Annotated in this window: 18 protein-coding genes; 15 read left to right on the top strand and 3 right to left on the bottom strand. The window is 47.0% G+C overall.

All coding sequences use genetic code 11. From position 1 onward, the window contains the following. Positions 1-60 precede the first annotated feature (60 nt). From FD01_RS03045 to FD01_RS03035, 3 genes are read left to right on the top strand one after another with little or no spacing between them, the layout of a single operon-like run. Positions 61-621, top strand: coding sequence for a polyprenyl synthetase family protein (locus tag FD01_RS03045; protein ID WP_054717503.1), 561 nt, complete (start codon positions 61-63; stop codon positions 619-621). Between the two features lie 7 nt (positions 622-628). Beyond that, entirely contained in the window at positions 629-1,513 is an 885-nt protein-coding gene (locus tag FD01_RS03040; protein ID WP_056962533.1) for a 1,4-dihydroxy-2-naphthoate polyprenyltransferase, read from the top strand. A gap of 14 nt (positions 1,514-1,527) precedes the next feature. Further along, the gene (locus FD01_RS03035; RefSeq protein ID WP_056962532.1) at positions 1,528-2,619 is read left to right on the top strand and encodes a metallophosphoesterase family protein; all 1,092 of its coding nucleotides are present in this window, start codon (positions 1,528-1,530) and stop codon (positions 2,617-2,619) included. Positions 2,620-2,708: 89 nt separating this feature from the next. Here the strand turns inward: FD01_RS03035 and FD01_RS15970 are convergent, their stop codons facing one another. Further along, positions 2,709-2,873, bottom strand: coding sequence for a hypothetical protein (locus tag FD01_RS15970; protein ID WP_156647259.1), 165 nt, complete (start codon positions 2,871-2,873; stop codon positions 2,709-2,711). Positions 2,874-4,296: 1,423 nt separating this feature from the next. Here FD01_RS15970 and FD01_RS03030 point away from each other — a divergent pair. The 8 genes from FD01_RS03030 (at position 4,297) to FD01_RS02995 (ending at position 12,812) form a co-directional block, all read left to right on the top strand. Then, positions 4,297-5,277, top strand: a complete 981-nt coding sequence (locus FD01_RS03030; RefSeq protein ID WP_152164898.1) for a D-2-hydroxyacid dehydrogenase — start codon at positions 4,297-4,299, stop codon at positions 5,275-5,277. 148 nt (positions 5,278-5,425) lie between these two features. After that, positions 5,426-6,685 carry a carboxylate--amine ligase gene (locus FD01_RS03025; RefSeq protein WP_056962531.1) on the top strand — a complete coding sequence of 420 codons (1,260 nt, stop codon included), beginning with the start codon at positions 5,426-5,428 and terminating at the stop codon, positions 6,683-6,685. A 462-nt stretch (positions 6,686-7,147) separates the two neighbouring features. Beyond that, a complete protein-coding gene (locus tag FD01_RS03020) occupies positions 7,148-7,609 on the top strand; it encodes a universal stress protein (protein ID WP_054717497.1) in 462 nt (153 codons plus the stop codon). Positions 7,610-7,758: 149 nt separating this feature from the next. Then, positions 7,759-8,481 (top strand): DNA/RNA nuclease SfsA, encoded by a 723-nt coding sequence (gene sfsA, locus FD01_RS03015; protein WP_056962530.1) that lies wholly within the window; start codon positions 7,759-7,761, stop codon positions 8,479-8,481. Positions 8,482-8,558: 77 nt separating this feature from the next. Next, positions 8,559-9,266, top strand: coding sequence for a sortase family protein (locus FD01_RS03010; RefSeq protein ID WP_056962529.1), 708 nt, complete (start codon positions 8,559-8,561; stop codon positions 9,264-9,266). A gap of 34 nt (positions 9,267-9,300) precedes the next feature. Beyond that, positions 9,301-9,996 (top strand): class A sortase, encoded by a 696-nt coding sequence (locus FD01_RS03005; protein ID WP_054717491.1) that lies wholly within the window; start codon positions 9,301-9,303, stop codon positions 9,994-9,996. A gap of 117 nt (positions 9,997-10,113) precedes the next feature. Further along, a complete protein-coding gene (locus FD01_RS03000) occupies positions 10,114-11,571 on the top strand; it encodes an IS1182 family transposase (protein WP_054717488.1) in 1,458 nt (485 codons plus the stop codon). Positions 11,572-11,801: 230 nt separating this feature from the next. Continuing rightward, positions 11,802-12,812 carry an AI-2E family transporter gene (locus FD01_RS02995; RefSeq protein ID WP_056962528.1) on the top strand — a complete coding sequence of 337 codons (1,011 nt, stop codon included), beginning with the start codon at positions 11,802-11,804 and terminating at the stop codon, positions 12,810-12,812. 68 nt (positions 12,813-12,880) lie between these two features. On the opposite strand, the gene FD01_RS02990 is transcribed toward FD01_RS02995, so the two are convergent. Together FD01_RS02990 and FD01_RS02985 are read right to left on the bottom strand one after the other, a co-directional pair. Further along, complete coding sequence (locus FD01_RS02990) at positions 12,881-13,084, bottom strand: hypothetical protein (protein ID WP_054717483.1); 204 nt, start codon at positions 13,082-13,084, stop codon at positions 12,881-12,883. 51 nt (positions 13,085-13,135) lie between these two features. Then, on the bottom strand, positions 13,136-14,368 hold the full coding sequence (locus tag FD01_RS02985; RefSeq protein WP_054717506.1) for an L-lactate MFS transporter: 1,233 nt from the start codon (positions 14,366-14,368) through the stop codon (positions 13,136-13,138). Positions 14,369-14,664: 296 nt separating this feature from the next. On the opposite strand from FD01_RS02985, the gene FD01_RS02980 reads away from it, so the two are divergent. From FD01_RS02980 to FD01_RS02965, 4 genes are all read left to right on the top strand, one after another. Further along, complete coding sequence (locus tag FD01_RS02980; RefSeq protein WP_054717482.1) at positions 14,665-15,357, top strand: 2,3-diphosphoglycerate-dependent phosphoglycerate mutase; 693 nt, start codon at positions 14,665-14,667, stop codon at positions 15,355-15,357. A 352-nt stretch (positions 15,358-15,709) separates the two neighbouring features. Then, entirely contained in the window at positions 15,710-16,234 is a 525-nt protein-coding gene (locus FD01_RS02975) for a hypothetical protein (RefSeq protein WP_054717479.1), read from the top strand. Positions 16,235-16,445: 211 nt separating this feature from the next. Beyond that, entirely contained in the window at positions 16,446-16,787 is a 342-nt protein-coding gene (locus FD01_RS02970) for a thioredoxin family protein (RefSeq protein WP_056962527.1), read from the top strand. After that, positions 16,780-17,364 carry a TIM44-like domain-containing protein gene (locus FD01_RS02965; RefSeq protein WP_054717474.1) on the top strand — a complete coding sequence of 195 codons (585 nt, stop codon included), beginning with the start codon at positions 16,780-16,782 and terminating at the stop codon, positions 17,362-17,364. Before FD01_RS02970 ends, FD01_RS02965 begins: the two co-directional genes overlap by 8 nt. Positions 17,365-17,431 lie beyond the last annotated feature (67 nt).

Genomic DNA, 17,431 nt, shown 5'->3' with positions numbered 1-17,431 from the left:
TGTGAATCATGGGATTGCGCTGCTTTTTTGAAATTCTATGAATAATCCAGGTTTAATTTATTGGCTGAAAGTGGGGTATTGTTTGCGCGCCACGCTCAGGTAATGCGTGAGATTTTTATGGGCGAGTTGGCGCAGAATTTTGTGCCGCATCAAAATGATGTCCAAACGTATCTGAGGCAGATTCAAGGAAAGTCGGCAGCATTATTTGGCTTAGCTGCAGAAGTCGGCGCGACGCTAGGCCAAGTTGATGTTGCGCATGCTAGCGAATTTGGCCGCAGTTTGGGGATGAGTTTTCAAATCATCGATGATGTGTTGGATTTTACCAGCACTGATGCCCAACTCTTGAAACCAATCGATCAGGATCTGAAAAATGGCGTCTATTCATTGCCGATTATTTATGCCTTAAGCACAGGCGGGGCTCAACTTGCTGGTCTGGTGCAGTCGAGTAGTCAACGTGCAGCGGCATTTGCGGAAATCAAACGCCTTGGGGTGCCACCGGCGCAACAATTGGCGATCACTTATCAACAGCAAGCCCTAGCTGCATTGGCAGATTTTCCCAGTGGGGCGAATAAGGATCATTTAACCGCGATCGCGGAGCTCGTGTTAACGCGAAAAGTTTGAGGCAGACATGACAAAAGCAGATTTTTTTGAATTGGTGGAATTTAAAGCCAAAGCGGCATCGGTATTTCCTTGTGTATTAGGGAGCTTGTATGCGTGGTGGCATTATCGGCAACTCGATGTGATCGCTTTGATCGGTTTTTTCATTGCGATGTTGCTGTTTAATATGGCGGTGGATGCCAACGACAATTACCAAGATTATCGGCGCAGTGATTCTGACAGTTTTCGCAAACAAACCAATATCATCGGTAGACGTCATTTGAATCCTCAGCTAATTTGGCAGATGATCATCAGCTTCATATTGATTTCCGGTGGCATCGGAATATGGTTAACGGTCTGTTGTGGTTGGCCCGTTTTGCTGATGGGCTTGTTCAGCTTTGCGGTAGGGTATGGGTACGCTGGAGGGCCTTATCCCATTTCACGGACACCATTTGGGGAATTTTTCTCAGGATTTACCATGGGGTTTGTGATTTGGTTGATTGCAGTTTGGGTCAATGCCCAGCAATTGCCGATTGTTCCGGTGTTTGTGGCCAGTGGGCTGGCGCAATGTGCGACTGCGGCATTACTCTTGGCGAATAATATTGCGGATTTTGATGAAGATATTGTCCTCAAGCGGCATACAATCGTGTATTATTTAGGCAGACGCCGCGCGTTGATCGGATTAGTGGGTTTGTATGCGTGCGGATTTGCATTGATCGTGATTGCAGTGGGATCAAAATGCTTGCCTTGGCCTTGTTTGCTAAGCCTGGGTGCAATGATCCCAGTATGGCGCAACACGCGTGCGTTCGCCCATGAACCGGTGAAAACCAAAACGTTTAAACTCATTGTCAAGAACTTATTGGTCATTTTGATCAGTTTGACCATTGGGTTTGCAATCGGGGTGATCGTGGCGTGAGATAGGAGGATTCCATGCATTATTTGCACAACATCTCAATTCGGCGGTTTGCCAAGCGTGATTTGGAACAATTCGCGCAAACTGTTGGCCCTCAAATTACTGGGGCGGCGTTAAATTTAGCGGTGATTACGGATACCCATGATCGCACCCAATTGTCGCGGACTTTTTATGGACCCAATGGTTATTGGCATGTCCAAGAACAGCACTGGTTGACCAATGAATTGCCGATCGATTGGCGGGTGCATCTTGGGGATATGGTCGATGGTTCAGAACCGGCAGTGCTGACCATGTGGCGCTTGCGCAATATCATCAATGATTATTGTGCCGATAGTGTGCCCTTTGTGATCGCGCGTGGCAACCATGATGATAACGATAAGTATGCGGAGAAAAATCGTCGGTTTGCTGGGTCCTTTCATCCTTGGGTCTATCACGACTTGGTGTGGGAGAAAATGGCCCAACAAGTTGGCGGCCCCAGTGTTTCGCGCCATGGCTTGAGTGTGTTTGATCATGGCAATGTCCGCGTGATCACCTTAAATACTTCTGATGTGCCAGTGAAGTGGGTCGCTGGGCGCAAAAACTATGACATCAAAAAGAATCTCGCCGTGACCGCAGCCCAACTGCAAGAACTCGCCGATGCGTTGAAAGGTGCTGGCGACCGTGATGTCTTGATCTTAGCCCATGCGCCAGCGATGACGCGCCCGAACAAACCTGGCGTACGCTTTAATGCCAAACCCTTGCATGAATTGTTGCGGGCGTTCAATGAAGGCCTCAAAGGGGTATTGAACTGTGGTAATCATCCAGACTTCGGTGGCTTGGTCAGCTTTGATTTTTCTGATAATCCTGGCAAAATCATTGCCTATGTCGCCGGTCACTGGCATGTGGAAGAAGATTTTTCCGTCAATGGGATTCATTATAGCGTGTTGAACAATTCGGCATTGATGGGTTGGAACCACGGATTGACCACGCGCTACAATCGCAGGTGGCATCGTCGCATCAATGACCCTAGTGAATATGCTGGGTATGTGATTTCTGTGGATACCAAAGCGCGGCGCTTGCGAGTGTTCGGGTATGGTGCCGCCAGTCCCAAACGCGTCTTTGCCTATTAAAAATGCGCTCTCAATTCAAATAAGCGTCCTTGTCCACGGTTGGAATTTCAATCGCGAGCAAGGACGTTTGTTTTTATTAAGCGGCGTGATCAGTTTGTAGCGAGAGATTGACCAATTTGCCAAAAAGCGATTCCAAAAATCACCAGCAGGCCAAAGGCAATGGCACTGCCTGAACGACATTTTGAAATCAGTGAAGAAAAACGATCGAACTGGGTATTGGCTTGGCGATAAGCAGCCTGATGATCATCGGTCAATCACGAATCATCAATATTTTTTTGTCGGCTTTTTGAGGCAAGGTTTTTCTGCTTGGACAAATCTTGATGCAATGCGATTCTAGAACGAAATTGACCGGACCAAAAAATAACAAAATTAATTTTTAGGAAGCGCTTGCAAAAACGCTCAAACGATGATATACTTTAGTCAAGGTTAAGGAAGGGATATGAACGCAAGGTTTCAGTTCCAAGATCCATGTACCTGCTCGAAAGTGCAACATGCAGTTCAACACAACGATTAGAGTACGGTCTTACCAATCTCCACGAGTACCAAATAGTTCCACGGAGCACCATAAAGGTAGTTTCCTTGTAGTCACACAGCTCCAATATCAAAGTATCTGAATAACATGGAGGCGCGAGTCTAATAACAAGACTTTACGATCCAAGCGGAACCATGAGTTTCCAATAGATGTTCTCAGGTGCAACTCGTCACCAAACTGAGCCAGGTTAAATGGCCACATCAAGTAACTAAACACTCGTCGGTTTCGTACAAGTGAATAGCTTCAGAAAGCACAGGTAACGTAACATTTCAAAGATTAACAACGTCATTTCATATTCATCCTTAACCTAAGGGCTTCGAATCGTTAAGTATACGGTTTGAAGCCTATTTTAATGTCTGCGATTGACTCACGCTGTACGGTATCGATAGCGTGGTGTTGATCTTCCATCGAGCTATACCAATTGACTAGCGGCACGAAAATCTGTGGGTTCCAGCGGCTTGGTGCCACTGCGGAAAACTGGACAAGTTGCCGGTGCGGCCGGCTCCAGAGATCAGCACAAACCGCTGATGCTCTTGCGCCTAAAAATCAAGCCAAGAAGTCCGCTTGTCTTGATTTTTTCCGGTGAAATCTGCGTGAACCGCCACAAACCGGCGTCTCACTTGATTTCACTCCCACAGGCAATTGTCCAGTTTTCCTCCGTTCTGCCAAGCCGCTTCCGCTCACATATTTTCTGGGTTGATATTACTAACTTACAGATTAAGCACGCTCACGAAACAATATGATTGATCGTATCAACGTTGATATCGCGTGATTCGTAGTCATCTGGTGTCAGTGGGTTAGCGTAGTGGAAGTGATTTGAAATTGGGACGGAAGCTGGCCGGCTCGACGTGGTGAGAATCTCACGCCTTCAGCGGGCACCGCTTACGAGATTCCGCAGGGAAAGATCCGGCGAGTGGGGAGCGTAGCGACACATCTCGGCTAGCTTTCCCGAGGACCCTCTCCACGTCGAGCCGTGCCAGCTGGAGTCCCAATTTCAAATCACTGAAACGCAGCTAGGCCACTGGCACCTGATGGCGACATGAAACGCTAACAATGCCGGACAGCGATAGTCTTGACAATTTTAGTGAAAGCGGTACGCTTATCTCATCATATTCTCATTCGGAGGTTTTCACTTGAACATTCAAATGTATTCGGTACGTCCTGACGAACAAGCGGCCATTAAGAAAAACGCGGCCGAAATCAACGCGACAGTCACCACTGTGGCCCATGATTTCACGCCTGCTGATATCTCATCTTTAAAAGGTGCCGACGTTTTATGCTTGGCGCAACATGGTGCGATCGGCACGGCTGAAGATTATGCCAAGCTTGCAGCCATCGGCATCAAACATATCGCGTTGCGTATCACTGGCTATGACATCATCGATTTAAAAGCGGCCCAAGCCAATGGAATCAAAGTCACCAACGTACCAGCCTATTCACCACGCTCTGTTGGCGAAATGACTTTGACGCATGCGATGGTGTTATTGCGGCACTTGAATGAATCCAAAGCCCGGATGTTGCAAGGGGACTTTTCATGGGGCGGCTTGGAAGCTGATGAGATCCACACGTTGACCGTCGGCATTATTGGCGTCGGCAAGATCGGCTCTGCTGTAGCGCGGTTGTTTGACGCATTAGGCGCGACCATCATCGCCAACGATCCGATACACAGACCAGAACTCAGCGACATTTTGACCTATGTGGATAAAGACACGCTGTTGAAAACTGCTGATATCGTCACCGTGCATACGCCACTGGATGACACCACCCATCATTTGATCGACGCTGATGCTTTTGCCAAAATGAAAAACACCGCGATTTTCTTAAACTGTGCGCGTGGGCCGATTTCGGATACTGGTGCTTTGATCAATGCGTTGGAAACCAAGCAAATCGCCGCGGCTGGGATCGATTCGATCGAAGACGAAAACGGAATTTTCGGCGACAACTTAAAAGGTCAAGACGTGCCAAATCCCCGCTTGTTGAAGCTGTTGCAAATGCCAAATGTTTCCGTTTCGCCGCATATGGCGTTTTACACCAAGCCTGCCGTAGAAAACATGGTGGCAATTGCTTTCCATGATGCGGATGTGATTGCACAAGGCCAGATTTCAGAACATGAAGTGACCGCATAAACATAAATATTCATTGTTATCAACTAAATTTCGGTTAAGAATGCGTCGCAACGTCATGGAGTTGCGGCGTTTTTTTGAGCGCTACGATGGCTGTGGTATAATGCGATTTGAAACCGTCATATGGCGAAATGAGTAGGAGACTGAATAGATGTCAGAGAATCAAAGTTTCACCCCAGTGCTGTTAGGCAGTGATATGAATGTTTACGGAATGGCGCGTTCATTTCACGAACTCACCGGGCAAGTCGTCGATGTATATGCTAAAGTGCAACTCGCACCGACGCGCTTTTCTAAAATCGTGAATGTGCATTTGATCCCAGATTTTGATTCGGATCCAACGTTTATTGAACATATGACCAAAATCGCGGCAAAATATCAAGACCAAGCTGGTAAAGTGATTTTGATCGCGTGTGGCGATGGCTATGCGGAACTGGTTTCCAAACATAAACCAGAACTTGAAAAAACCTTCGTCTGCCCATATGTGGACTATGACTTGTTGAAGCGCTTGAACTCTAAGGAAAGCTTCTACCAAGTGTGTGACGAATATGATCTCCCATATCCAAAGACGAAAATCATCACCAAAGCCATGTATGAATCAGACGCCCAAATTTCCACACCATTTGCGTTTCCAGTGGCGTTGAAGCCAACTAACTCGGTGGAATGGTTGTTGATCCATTTTGAAGGGCGCAAGAAGGCCTTCACCATTCACTCCCAAGTGGAACTCAACACCATCATTGCCAAGATCTACGACAACGGCTATACCAGCGATTTGATCTTGCAAGACTTCGTGCCAGGCGATGATTCGCACATGCGCGTGTTGAACGCTTATGTCGATCAAAACCATAAAGTCAAAATGATGTGCTTAGGCCATCCTTTGCTGGAAGATCCAACGCCTGCCGCTATCGGGAATTACGTGGCGATCATTCCAGAATACAATCAAGATGTTTACGACCGCATGCAAAAGTTCCTTGAAGACATCAAGTTCACCGGCTTTGCCAACTTTGATATGAAGTATGACGAACGCGATCAAAGCTTCAAATTATTTGAAATCAACATTCGCCAAGGCCGCTCCAGCTTCTTTGTGACGTTGAATGGCTACAACTTGGCACAATGGCCAGTTAAAGACTATATCACCGGCGAGCTCAAAGATGCCAAAACGGTTTACGGCAACCAAGCCGCTTCCAAGCATCAATTGTGGTTGGGTGTACCCAAGTCAGTGTTCAAGACTTACGCCAAAGACAACGAGTACAAGCAACAAGCTTTGGAACTGTTAAAAGAAGGCCGCTATGGCACCACTGTTTTCTACAACAAAGACATGTCTTTGAAACGTTGGGTTTTGATGAAGTACATGTTCCACAACTACGTGGGCCGCTACAAGCAATTCTTCGCTGAAAACAAAGGCGACGCTTAACGACCCGAAAATCGTTGGGCTTCAGTCACGAGCTTTCTGGCTGCCGTCCAGTTGCCGCCATGTTTTTGACTGCCGCCTTCGATTTTCTTGGTAAGTCTGTCTAGTTTATTGATCATCAAGTCGGTTGTATGATCTTGGATAGTTTATGGCATTGTAACGTTAACAGCGATGTTGCTTGGTCGTGGCAGTAATTTGAAATTGAGGCGGAAGCTGGCCGCCGATACATAGAGAGCTTTCCGTTAGCGGGCACTGCTTACGGAAAGCCGCAGGTCGAAATCCACTTTGGTCAGGAGCGAAGCGAGTGATTCAAGTTAGTTCGGCCGAGGACCCTCATTATGTAGCGGCGAGCCAACTGGAGTCTCAATTTCAAATCACTGGAACGTTTGTAAGCTCTTGCATTTTAAGTATGCAGGCGGGTATAATGATATTTGTTAGGATTACCTAAATATAGGAGGCATCACCATGGCGACTGAAGAAGATTTTGAAGTTGAATCCATGCACTACAACCGCTTATTGCTGGCGGTCGACGACGATGACGACGACTCCTCGCGCAAAGCATTCAACTATGCTTGCACGTTGGCCAAGATCTATGCGATCCCGTTAGGCATTGTGTCGGTTTTGGAAACTGGTGACTTAAATATTTATCAATCATTATCGCCTGATTTGTTGAGCGATCGGCGCAGCGACATCGCCGCGCACTTAAATACCTATGTCGAAAAGGCCCAAGCTTTTGGTGCTCAAGACGTCCAACCGTTGATCGGCGAAGGCAAACCAGCGCATGTGATCTTAGATGAGATCTTACCAGCGTTTAAGCCTGATTTGATCATTTTAGGCTCACACATTCGTCGCGGTAAGTTGCACATCGGTCATGTGGCTGGTGAAATCGTGCGTGAAGCGGAAGCAAGTGTCATTATCGTTCGTTGAGCAGGTTGTGACCGCAAGCGGTTTTAGCTCAACATACAAGCGTCGCCACACCAGGATTCGTACTTTGAATCATGGTGTGGCGGCGTTTGTATGTTTGGGCGTTGCTTGATGGAACACAACTTAACGTGGCTTTTTTTAGTGGAGGAAACATGCAGTATGAAAATGTAGAAATCGGCCATGTGATCAAGCGCATCAGCCGCTTCACGGTGCAAGTCGAATTAAACGGCGATATGGTGTTGGCCCATTTGTCCAATACTGGCCGCAACAAAGAACTTTTAGTGCCAGGCCATAACATCAGCATCAAAAAAGCGGCCAATCCTGATCGCAAAACCCCTTATGATATTTTGGCAGTGGGTCGCGATGGCCGGTGGATCAATATCGATAGCTTGGCGCCTAATCGGGTGGTCAATGCAGCCTTGCGGGACGGCAGTTTGATGCTACCAGAGATGCAGGAACCTTTGACGGTGCATCCTGAAACCACATGGCGCGATTCAAGGTTAGATTTCGCTGGCGCGGATGCCATCGGGCAAAAGTGGTTTGCTGAAACCAAAGGCGTGACTTTGGCCAATGGCGTTCACGCTGCCTTCCCAGATGCACCAACGACGCGCGGTTTGAAGCATGTGCACACATTAACGCTTGCCCAACAGGAAGGTTTTGCCAGTTACTTAATTTTTGTGATCCAGCTGTCAGGTATTCACGATATGACCATTTATAAGGAGCGTTTTGCAGAACTGGCCCCAGCGATCACTAATGCCAAAGCTGCTGGCGTACAGGTCTTAGCCATCACCTGTGACGTGGGACCGGATCATATCGACTTAGCTGAGCCAGTTATCTTTGACGAGTTACTCCCGTTTCAAGAAGTCGAAGCCTGACCAAAAAGTTGCATCATGCCGTAAACTACTTGTATAATGTAAGTGGTGGTAAACGTGGTGACAAGGGAGTGTTCACCATGAAGCAACTCATACTAGGTTTACTGTTGATCGTTGGGGGAATCACTGGTTTTCAAGCGCAGTCAGTTAATGCTGCGGTGAAAATCACTAGTACAAGCATCACGTCTAAAGTTGATACACCGTTGAATTTGAAAAGTCTCGTTAAAACCAATTATGCCAGCACCAAGATCAAGTCAGTCACGTTAACGACTAGCCAACCGGTGCTGGCATCGCCACAGAATTTAACCATCGGCGTAAAAGTCACAGCGACAGATAAGTCAGTGGCTAGTAAGAATTTGACCTTGAAAGTTGTTGCCAATAACAATCTCAAACAACGCGCTAACATGATCTACTTTTTGCAATCGGCAGTGCCTTATATCAAAGGCAACATGTCGGTGACCAAAGCCCCAGCCTTAACGGCGCAAACTTGGGGTGGTAATGTCAATTTTTCTGGGACGGACAAACAAAACACCGAGTTCATCGGGCATAACCCAGGCGTTTTTGTCCAAAACAAGCAGTTAAAAATTGGGGCAGCGATCAAAGTCACCGATGCCAAAAACCGCGCGTTTGTCTACCATGTGGATAAAATTGCCGTCGTCAATCCGCTGGGTTACACCAAGGCCGGCGTTGACTTGTATCCAAGCATTACAACGCGCGGCACAACTGAGCACATCGTGTTACAAAGCTCGGTGAATGCATCGGACAAATTAATCGTATTTGCGCACTGAATCAGGTAAAATGAGGGTATGCGGAGGTGCCACAATGGCGAAACAAAAAGCAGGTAAAAGTCGGGTATGGCTAGTACGGGTGCTATTGGTCATCGGCTTGTTGATCGGGTTAGCGTTAGTCTTTAATGAGCAGATCAAGTTATTTGTGGTCGATCATTTATCAGAGCGCACCATGCAAACCATCGATAAGAAATCCGTCAAGAAAAACGAGCAATCCAAAGGCAATTTTGATTTCAAATCGGTGAAAGCCCTCGATGTCCAACATGTCGCTAAAGCTGCAACGACTGCCAATGCGCGCAACGCCATCGGCAAAATCGCGATCCCATCTGTCAAGATGCGCTTGCCGATCCTCAAAGGCTTGTCCAATGAGAATTTGTCCACCGGCGCTGGCACCATGAAGGCGGATCAAACGTTAGGCCAAGGCAACTACGCCTTAGCAGGGCATTACATGACCAATCAAGGCATTTTGTTTTCACCATTGAAGAACGTGCAACTCGGCAACAAATTATATTTAACGGATATGTCGAAGGTTTACACCTATACCGTGACCACCAAAACCACGGTAAATGAAACACAGGTGCAATGGATCAATGACGTCGCCGGCAAAAGGCTGGTCACTTTGGTCACTTGTGCCTCGGCCACAGAAGGTGAAACCAATCGCATCATTGTTCAAGGAAGCTTAACGCAAACCACGGATGCCACCAAATCTGCATTACAAGTCTTTAATTAATTGAAACCGGGCCGCGCTGAGTGGAGGCTGCTGAAAAACTAGATAAAAATGGGTACTGTCTCGTGCAACGCACGATATAGTACCCATTTTTGGTATACTCATGTTGAGGTGAATGAGATGCTTAAACGTCAATCTGAACTAACATTGAGCCCTTATACTGCACTGTACGATATCTTGATTCCAAAAGACAACGAGCTTCGTCGTCTCAACGAAATGATCGACTTCTCATTCATCTACCAAGAGCTACTAGATCGCTATTCTATGGGTGAGGGCCGCACTGCGATTGATCCGGTTGTGATGTTTAAGTACCTCTATCTCAAAGTCCGATATAACTTATCAGATCGTGATCTCATCGAGCGTACGAAGACCGATATGGCTTTTAAGTTTTTCCTTGGCTTAGCGCCAGAAGCTGAAGTCATTCATCCAACTTTACTGACAAAATTCCGCCGGCAACGGTTGAAGGATATGGATATACTTCAACTTTTGATCGGTAAGACCGTCGAAATTGCAATCGCCAAAGGCGTCCTTAAAAGTAAAGGCTTGATTGTCGATGCAACGCACACCGTATCACGATTCAATCTGAAGTCACCGGTCGAATCATTGCGCCAAGCTTCGAAAGTTCTTCGCAAGCATCTGTATCAAGCCAAACTTGCCATCAAAGATATCCTGCCTGATAAGCCGACGGGTAGTGATCTTGAGGAAGAACAAACTTACACTAAAAACTTGATTGATACCGTCAAGCTTCACCCAGAGGTGGCGGTCGCTAACGGCGTGCCAGAGGCATTACATTCGCTTGAAGAAGTCGTTGATGACATCGAAGCTGGTGTTGCTCAGTCCAATGATAAAGATGCTAAAGTTGGCCACAAGTCTAAAGACACTTCATTTCTTGGTTATAAGACCCATATTGCCATGACCACTGATCGGATCATTACCGCAGCCGTAATTACTACTGGCGAGAAAGGCGACGGTCGTTTTCTTAAGGACTTGATTGAACTATCTCGCGCCAATGGTGTTGACCCTGATTCAGTGCGCGGTGATCACGCTTATTCTGGCAAGGATAATCTCAAACTAGCGGAGAAAGAGAACTGGAAGCTCTATTCTCGTCTGACCCCCAATATTTCTAATGGCTTCCGTGGACCAGACGCGGAATGGGATTATAACAAAGACGCCGGTATGTTTATCTGTCCAGCTGGACATACGGCGATTCGAAAAGCGCGGACTGGCAAGAAGAATCAGGGCCGCAATCAGAAACAGACTTACTACTTTGATATTGAGAGGTGCCAGAAGTGTCCGTTGCGCGAAGGTTGCTATAAGGTTGGGGCTAAATCTAAAACTTATAGTGTCACCTTGAAAGCAAATGTTCACCAAAAGCAGCTAGAGTTTGAACAGACCGATGAATTCAAGAATGAGGTGAAACTTCGCTATCAAATTGAAGCGAAGAACGCTGAACTTAAAATCAAACATGGCTATGGAAAATGTTGGTCAAATGACATTCAAGCCATGACGCTCCAAGGGGCAATAACGCTCTTCTACGCCAATATGGAGCGAATCTTGACTCAAACGGCCAAGAAATAGGAACCGGGATAGCCCTTCACAAGACAAAAATACGGTTGGAATTTCAAAATTCGAAATTCCAACCGTATTTTATTGGCCGCATCTTATCAAACGAGTCTGTTTTTCAGCAGCCTCCGCTGAGTGTGCCCGGTTTTTTTCGGCTCAGAAATGACGATTACCAGATTGCGACAATTGAATTCTGGAATTCAGATGGTCAATGGTATAATAAAACCCGAACAAGGAGGCGCTTCATGACATACGAAAAATTTTTGCGCAACACACCAGTGCGCCGCGGGGCAGTCTTAGCCAGCGTCATCTTGTTGTTGTGGCTGGCGCGCAGTATTATGAGCACGATTTTGTTGACGTTCATCTTCGCTTTCTTGGTGACGCGGGCGATCAATTTAGTGCGTCAATACGTCCATGTGCCGGCAGTGGTGGTTGTCGCACCGTTATATTTGTTGATCATCGCTGGCGTCAGTTACGTGTTGATCCATTATGTGCCAGAAATCATCAATCAATCGGTCAGCTCGTTCAACTCAGTCATGAAATTCTACAATTCTGGCAGTTTTGACAATAACAAAACCATTCAGTGGATTTTACAATCCATCGACCAAATGAATCTGAAAACCCAAATTCAAAAATGGCTCGGCGGTATTTTGGAATATGTCGGCTCGATCGGGGCCATGGGGGTCACGTTCTTCTTGTCATTGATCCTCAGTTTCTTCTTTACCGTGGAAATCGATTCGCTGAAGAAGTTCGGCAACATGTTCTTGCGCTCCCCATTTGGTTGGTACTTCGCGGATCTGAAATTCTTTGCCGACAAGTTCATCGATACCTTCGGGGTGGTGATCGAAGCGCAAATCGTGATCGCCATCGTCAATACGACCATTACTACGATCACCTTGGTTTTCTTGAAAATGCCTAACATTCCAACGCTGGCGATCATGGTATTCATCCTATCCTTGATCCCAGTGGCCGGGGCGTTCATCTCGACCATTCCGCTAGCGATCATCGCCTTTACCGTCGATGGGCTACAAGGGGTCATCACCATTATCATGATGATTTTAGCGATTCATGCCTTGGAAGCTTATGTTCTGAATCCTAAATTCATGTCCAGTCGCACCAAATTGCCAGCGTTTTTCACTTTTGTCGTGTTGTTGCTAGGCGAAGAATTATTCGGGACTTGGGGTTTAATCGTCGGGATCCCAATTTTTACCTTTTTGTTGGATATTATCGGCGTCAAAAAAATCGAAGAAGATTAATTTAACTGCCTCATAAAAATCGCCTCACAAGTTGCGTTTCAACAACTTGTGAGGCGATTTTAGTACCATTAAGGGTGGCGCAATTTGTTGATAAAATGCAAAATCAAGGCGAACCCGCCCCCAAACAATCCGCAATCAGCGGCAATGTGTAAGCTACCCCACGCAGACGAGGTATTGACTAACGTTTGCAAGCTCAATGAATTGACATAAACGATGAAATAAATGACTGAAAGGATGAAAAATACTGTGATCGCAAGCCAAAATTTTCGCATAGGCGTACCGTTTCCTTCTGAAGTTACGTCTATCATAACAAATTTTTGGCGTTAGCGAACGGTTGAACGGCTAGTTTGCGGCGTTTTGACGAAAGCTTTGCGAATGGCAAAAGACGTGCCTAACGCAATCAATTCCAAACCGGCAAACACGAACAGGGTAGTGTTGTAGCTGTGAGTCAACTCATGCGTGTAAGCCAACACCACTGGCCCGACTAACCCAGCCACGCCCCAAGCCGTCAGGACATAACCGTGAATCGCGCCGAGTTCTTTGGTGCCGAAAATATCGCTGAGATAAGTCGGAATCACCGAAAATCCCGCCCCATACCCGGACAAAATAATACAAAATGCGACGGTAAACAAAGCCGGGGAATGAATGCCGAGTAAAGCTAACAACAAGACCAACATAATGGCAAACACGGCACTGAAGGTGTTGGGCCGGCCTAACCAATCCGAAGCACTGGCCCAAAGCAGCCGCCCTAGACCATTGAACACGCCGATGATCCCGACCATTAACGCGGCGGTGGCCGGCGTCATCGCCGTATTGGCTTGTGCCATTGGCGAGGCCGCGGCAACTAAGCCGATACCACAGGTGATATTGATGAAAAACATCAACCACAATAATCTGAATTCGCGAGTGCGCACCGCTTGATTGGCGGTCAGTTGTTGGCCACCAGTTAAACTGACCCCAGCTGGTTGAGAAAACGTCGCTTTTGCCGCATGCTTGGGTGGCCGAATAAATTGGGCGGCGATGATCATCACCACAAAATATAAAATCCCCAAGGTGTAGAACGTCGAAACCACCCCGACTGTAGCAATGAGGTGATGCGCGATGGGGCTTGTCAGCATCGCTGCAAACCCAAAGCCCATGATTGCACAGCCGGCGGCCATCCCGCGATGTTTCGGAAACCACTTGATGATCGTGGAAACTGGGGTGACATAACCAAAGCCTAAGCCCAAGCCGCCGATCGCGCCATAAGCCAAATACAGTAACCATAATTGCTGGGTGTGAATCGCCACCCCAGTTAGTAACATGCCACTGCCATAACAGAAACTGGCAATGGTGCCAGTCACGTTAGGGCCGAAGCGTTCGACCAACCGCCCGGCAAAAGCCGCTGACAGGCCTAAAAAGAAAATCGCCAAACTAAAAGCAAACGAAATCGTGGCCTCGGACCAAGCCGTTTGCGCTTGAATCGCTTGGGTATAAACACTCCAAGCATAAACGGAGCCGATCATAAGATGAAACACAACCCCTGCTACTGCAACAACGTAACGATTAGTTCTCAACATAGCCGCTCCCTTTCTAAAACGAATAATAAGTTCCCAACGCACGATAATTGTACGTTATTTTAATGTAAACGACCTTGAAAAAATGTTCAAGATTAATTTTTATAATGAAAACGTGAACTATTCTGATTATCAGTTCGTCACAAGCAATCACAAAGCTCAACACAAGTTGCGGTTTGTAACAATTGACGATGCATTCGCTTACATCAGGGCAAATTTTGAAATAGCGTCGCGTTATTTCAGAAAATGCGGTATCATAAGATGATACTAAAAATATTAAGCGAGGTAATCTCTAGATGGCAAAATTAGTGCTTATCCGTCACGGTCAAAGTGAATGGAACTTGTCTAACCAGTTCACTGGCTGGGTCGACGTTAACTTAAGCGACAAAGGTGTTGAAGAAGCAAAGGCTGCTGGTCGTAAGATCAAAGAAGCTGGCCTTGAATTCGACCAAGCGTACACTTCTGTTTTGACCCGTGCGATCAAGACGTTGCATTTTGCACTTGAAGAATCCGACCAACTTTGGATTCCAGAAACTAAGACTTGGCGCTTGAACGAACGCCACTACGGCGCTTTACAAGGCCAAAACAAGGCTGAAGCTGCTGAAAAGTGGGGCGACGAACAAGTTCATATCTGGCGTCGTTCTTACGACACTTTGCCACCATTATTGAGCGCTGACGACGAAGGCTCTGCTGCTAACGATCGTCGTTACGCTAACTTGGACCCACGCATTGTGCCAGGTGGTGAAAACCTTAAAGTTACCCTCGAACGCGTTATCCCATTTTGGGAAGACCATATTGCCCCAGACCTCTTGGCTGGCAAGAACGTCATCATCGCCGCTCATGGTAACTCCCTGCGCGCTTTGACTAAGTACATCGAAAACATTTCCGATGATGATATCATCAACTTGGAAATGGCTACCGGCGAACCAGTTGTCTACACCTTCAACGACAAGTTGGAAGTTACTGACAAGACTAAGCTCGGCAAGTAATTTACCAGAGTGATCAAAAGCGATTTTAGCGCTGTCTGTAAGGCGGGGTATCGTTTGGGTGTTCTTCCCAGATGATGCCACGACTTACAGGCAAGTGCGTTGCGATTGATGACTCGACGCTGACTCATTGAGCTAGGCGACCCGTCTGCAAATGCAGGCGGGTCTTTTTTTGAGGATGAATATAACTTTGGGGGAATATAATTTGACATATTTTTATTTTCTAGTGATAACTGTGTGTCTATTTGGCGGTGCGAAACTCATTTTTTCGCCTCATTCTAAATGGCGAAACGCAGGTGTTGTCATCATTATTTAGGGATTAGGATTTTTTTCGGCTTCCGTTGGTCAAGCACAAATGGATCGGCAAACACACGCTGAAGCACAGTCAAAATCGTCTGATGATGTCACAGCAGATGATTTAGATCCAATCGACACTGACAGTAATGAAGAAGCTGATTCTGAAAGTGAAGCCGCGGAATCTGAATCAATCGCAGAAAGTGAGTCGATTGCGGCTAGCGAGTCCGCTGAAAGTGAATCAATTGCGATAAGTCAATCAGCTGCCAGTCAATCAGAAGCTGAACGTGTACCTGCTTCTCAAAGTCAAGCGGCGAGTGTTGAAGCCAGTCGCCAAGCAAACTCATATTCTGATCCGCATCCAGCGCAAACACCCAGCGCGCGTCATTACGACTATGCACCAGTACCTAACACCGCAGAAAGTGAAACGGTTTATGTCAGCGCGGCAATTCCTGGGCGTTACCACAAAGACCCAAACTGTCGCGGGTTGCAACGTTATGGTGGCGCACAAGCGATGACCTTGGCCCAAGCACAAGCGCAAGGCTATCAAGCTTTTTGTGCATATGAGCGGTATGGGGGTCATTAGCAACAAAACGGTTCGTCATTGTCGACGAACCGTTTTTCAGTGGGCCACTTTTCTTCTTCTAATTGTGATAACCAATAGTGGCAAGGCTTCTTGGTCAATTTAATCCTTGTTGTCAATTGCTAAGAAAATGCAAAACGCTTGAAAGTTTGGGCTGGTTGACTAGCCGTTGATATTTTTCCGGGGTAAACTAATGGTGAAGGAAGCGACTGTCATGTCTAAAATCCAACTGATTCACGATTATGAATACGCGCAAGCAACGGTGACTGGTTTAGTGGTCGTCGATTTTCGCATGGATTTTTGTCCAGGATGTGAGCGGATGGATGCCGTGTTGTCGCACTTGGCCAAATTGCCGCAGAATCAGGTGGTCAAATTTATTGCCTTGTCGATCAATCAGGATTTTCAAGTGGCTGAAGCCATCGGGATCAAATGTGCGCCCACAGTCTTGATCAAGCAAAATGGCCAGATTATCGGTCACTTTTTCGGGGCGCAACCTGCTAGTCGGGTGCAAGCTTGCTTGGATCATGCGCAACAGGAGGCGATGGCTGATGCTTGAATTGGTGATGGGCATGGGCCGCGTCACCCGCATTGTGGGCCGGCGGATGTTGATGCGCGGCCGCGTCGGCAGTTTGGGTGGCAGCGGTGTATTGGTGATCGTGATTTTGTTGGCGTTGTGGTATTTGTGGCGTCGCCGTGGCCAAAGTGCATCTCAGCCAGCGCATGTCATTGCGGTAGCACCGATCGATCAACAACTCGCAGAACAATTTTCAACCTTATTTTATCAAATTCAAACGGCGCGCTTGGAACAAGATCTTAAAACGATTGGCCAACATGCGACGCCGGCTGGTTTGCGTCAACTTCAGCAGCAAATCAACGCGTGGGTACATGGTGGTAAAACCTTACATATGGATGGTTTGGTGATCGTCGATACACAAGCAGGGGATGGTAATGTCGATCATCCTAAAGTTGTGGTCACGGCTCAAGCCAAAACTTATTTCACGATTGCCAGTCGCACCCCTCAAGCCAATGCCGCGACGCGCGATGATGCGTTGATCACCCGGGTGACTGAAGTGTGGTCGCTGGCTTATGCGGAAGATGGTCGGTTGTTGTTGACAAATATCTCTGCCTACTAAAAAATTCACGCTGCACTAGTCCCTGTCAAGTTGACAGATGAAATATTATAAAGTTAAATCTGTCTCT

Origin of the sequence: Lacticaseibacillus manihotivorans DSM 13343 = JCM 12514, assembly GCF_001435035.1 — a bacterium.
In the GTDB taxonomy this organism is placed as follows: Bacteria; Bacillota; Bacilli; order Lactobacillales; family Lactobacillaceae; genus Lacticaseibacillus; species Lacticaseibacillus manihotivorans.
This window is presented reverse-complemented; position numbering and strand designations above follow the sequence as displayed.

Bases quoted from the DNA above. Each gene is read 5' to 3' on its own strand.
- FD01_RS03040 (WP_056962533.1), top strand. From the start codon at position 629: ATGACAAAAGCAGATTTTTTTGAATTGGTGGAATTTAAAGCCAAAGCG.
- FD01_RS03035 (WP_056962532.1), top strand. From the start codon at position 1,528: ATGCATTATTTGCACAACATCTCAATTCGGCGGTTTGCCAAGCGTGAT.
- FD01_RS03030 (WP_152164898.1), top strand. From the start codon at position 4,297: ATGTATTCGGTACGTCCTGACGAACAAGCGGCCATTAAGAAAAACGCG.
- FD01_RS03025 (WP_056962531.1), top strand. From the start codon at position 5,426: ATGTCAGAGAATCAAAGTTTCACCCCAGTGCTGTTAGGCAGTGATATG.
- FD01_RS03020 (WP_054717497.1), top strand. From the start codon at position 7,148: ATGGCGACTGAAGAAGATTTTGAAGTTGAATCCATGCACTACAACCGC.
- sfsA (WP_056962530.1), top strand. From the start codon at position 7,759: ATGCAGTATGAAAATGTAGAAATCGGCCATGTGATCAAGCGCATCAGC.
- FD01_RS03010 (WP_056962529.1), top strand. From the start codon at position 8,559: ATGAAGCAACTCATACTAGGTTTACTGTTGATCGTTGGGGGAATCACT.
- FD01_RS03005 (WP_054717491.1), top strand. From the start codon at position 9,301: ATGGCGAAACAAAAAGCAGGTAAAAGTCGGGTATGGCTAGTACGGGTG.
- FD01_RS03000 (WP_054717488.1), top strand. From the start codon at position 10,114: ATGCTTAAACGTCAATCTGAACTAACATTGAGCCCTTATACTGCACTG.
- FD01_RS02995 (WP_056962528.1), top strand. From the start codon at position 11,802: ATGACATACGAAAAATTTTTGCGCAACACACCAGTGCGCCGCGGGGCA.
- FD01_RS02990 (WP_054717483.1), bottom strand. From the start codon at position 13,084: ATGCGAAAATTTTGGCTTGCGATCACAGTATTTTTCATCCTTTCAGTC.
- FD01_RS02980 (WP_054717482.1), top strand. From the start codon at position 14,665: ATGGCAAAATTAGTGCTTATCCGTCACGGTCAAAGTGAATGGAACTTG.
- FD01_RS02975 (WP_054717479.1), top strand. From the start codon at position 15,710: ATGGATCGGCAAACACACGCTGAAGCACAGTCAAAATCGTCTGATGAT.
- FD01_RS02970 (WP_056962527.1), top strand. From the start codon at position 16,446: ATGTCTAAAATCCAACTGATTCACGATTATGAATACGCGCAAGCAACG.
- FD01_RS02965 (WP_054717474.1), top strand. From the start codon at position 16,780: ATGCTTGAATTGGTGATGGGCATGGGCCGCGTCACCCGCATTGTGGGC.